The organism is uncultured Thiocystis sp. (genome assembly GCF_903866365.1).
Classification (GTDB): Bacteria; Pseudomonadota; Gammaproteobacteria; order Chromatiales; family Chromatiaceae; genus Chromatium.
The window spans coordinates 1-2,107 of the sequence record NZ_CAIPNF010000427.1; the positions used below are offsets into that span (position 1 = coordinate 1).

The following is a 2,107-nucleotide window of genomic DNA, read 5'->3' on the forward strand; positions in this document are numbered from 1 at the left end:
CCCATTGATCGTCACGCAGGGCATAGCGACGCTGAGTCATCCGGGCTCCTCGTTCATTTTGAAGTGGTCGGGCGACAATATTCCCACACAACTACAATTGATGACACGCCCTAGCAACTTGGGAAGCGCCGTAATTTCGTTGGATGTCTCCTCGGTGGCTTCTTGCCCTATAGAGATCTGACGTGACGTTCTCACTGGTCCCTTGATAAAGTCCTTTAATTATGCGGGATAACCAAAGGGGCATGTATGGATATCACATTGGATGGCTATAGCACCAGGCGGTTGCGGCCGCCCCAAGCGCTGACCATGTGCAAGGCGGCCTGGCCGCGGCGCCGATCGCGTGAGCCGCGGGCCGTCTTGCCGTCGATGGCGACGACTTCGCCGTCGGTGGCCTCGCCAATGGCGCGTGTCCAGCTGACAAAACAGGCTTGAAACGTCTTGGGATTCAGGCACCAGATGACGCTGGCGATGCCGTCATGAGACGGAATCCCGTTCGCAAACGGCGCAAATTGGCGCCCCAGAAGACGATCCCGGAAACGAAAAAGCCCCGCCGAGGCGGGGCTTTTTGAGTCTGGGGCCAGACGCAGTCTTACATCATGCCGCCCATGCCACCCATTCCGCCCATGCCGCCCATATCGCCGCCGCCCGGCATTGGCGAATCGTCCTTCGGCTCGTCGGCGATCATGGCCTCGGTGGTGATCATCAGACCCGCGACCGACGCGGCATTCTGCAGCGCCGAACGGGTGACCTTGGTCGGATCCAGAATGCCCATCTCGACCATGTCGCCATATTCGCCGTTGGCCGCGTTGTAACCGAAGTTACCCGAACCCTCGACCACCTTGTGCAGGATGACGGATGGCTCGCAACCGGCGTTGGCGACGATCTGGCGCAACGGCTCTTCCATCGCGCGACGGGCGATGGTGATGCCGACATCCTGATCGTGGTTGGCGCCGGTCAGACCCTTGATCGCGGTCTGGGCGCGCACCAGCGCAACACCGCCGCCGGGCACGATGCCTTCCTCGACCGCCGCGCGGGTGGCGTGCAATGCGTCTTCGACGCGCGCCTTCTTTTCCTTCATTTCCATCTCGGTGGCGGCGCCAACCTTGATGACAGCGACGCCGCCGGCCAGCTTGGCCAGACGTTCCTGGAGCTTTTCCTTGTCGTAATCGGAGCTGGTCTCTTCGACCTGCGAGCGAATCTGCTCGCAACGCGACTTGATGTCGATCTCGGAACCGGCGCCATCGATGAGTGTGGTCTCGTCCTTGGCGACCTGGACACGCTTGGCGGTGCCCATCTCGTTGAGGGTAGCCTTTTCCAGTGACAGACCCACTTCCTCGGCGATGACGGTCGCGCCGGTCAGGACGGCGATGTCCTGCAGCATGGCCTTGCGACGGTCACCGAAGCCGGGCGCCTTGACGGCACAGACCTTAACAATCCCGCGCAGGGTGTTGACCACCAGCGTGGCCAGCGCCTCGCCCTCGACATCCTCGGCGACGATCAGCAGCGGACGACCCGCCTTGGCGACCGCTTCGAGCACCGGCAGCAGCTCGCGGATGTTGGAGATCTTCTTGTCGTGCAGCAGGATATAGGGGTCTTCCAGCTCGGCGCTCTGGCTCTGCTGATTGTTGATGAAGTAAGGCGAGAGATAGCCGCGGTCGAACTGCATGCCTTCGACGACATCCAGCTCGTTTTGCAGCGAGGTGCCATCCTCAACGGTGATGACGCCTTCCTTGCCGACCTTTTCCATCGCATCGGCGATGATCTTGCCGATCGACTCGTCGGAGTTGGCCGAAATCGTGCCAACCTGGGCGATCGCCTTGTTCTCGGTGCAGGGCTTGGAGAGATTCTTCAGCTCCTCGACGGCCGCCTCGACCGCCTTATCCATGCCGCGCTTGAGATCCATCGGGTTCATGCCGGCGGCAACCGCCTTCAGACCCTCGCGGACCATCGCCTGAGCCAGCACGGTGGCGGTGGTGGTGCCGTCGCCGGCGATATCGGAGGTGTGCGAGGCCACTTCCTTGACCATCTGCGCGCCCATGTTCTCGAACTTATCCTTGAGTTCGATTTCCTTGGCGACGGAGACGCCGTCCTTGGTCACGGTCGGCGC

3 protein-coding genes are annotated in these 2,107 nt (G+C 61.7%); 1 reads left to right on the forward strand and 2 read right to left on the reverse strand.

The window, feature by feature from the left end; genetic code table 11:
• On the forward strand, positions 1 to 181 hold a 181-nt coding region (locus QZY07_RS23445), incomplete at its 5' end, for a hypothetical protein (protein WP_295408169.1).
• Between the two features lie 85 nt (positions 182 to 266).
• On the opposite strand, the gene QZY07_RS27590 is transcribed toward QZY07_RS23445, so the two are convergent.
• Both QZY07_RS27590 and groL read right to left on the reverse strand, forming a co-directional pair.
• Positions 267 to 587 carry an ISAs1 family transposase gene (locus QZY07_RS27590; protein WP_363184754.1) on the reverse strand — a complete coding sequence of 107 codons (321 nt, stop codon included), beginning with the start codon at positions 585 to 587 and terminating at the stop codon, positions 267 to 269.
• Positions 588 to 589: 2 nt separating this feature from the next.
• Positions 590 to 2,107, reverse strand: a 1,518-nt coding sequence (gene groL, locus QZY07_RS23450; RefSeq protein WP_295408171.1) for a chaperonin GroEL, incomplete at its 5' end; no start/stop codon positions are given.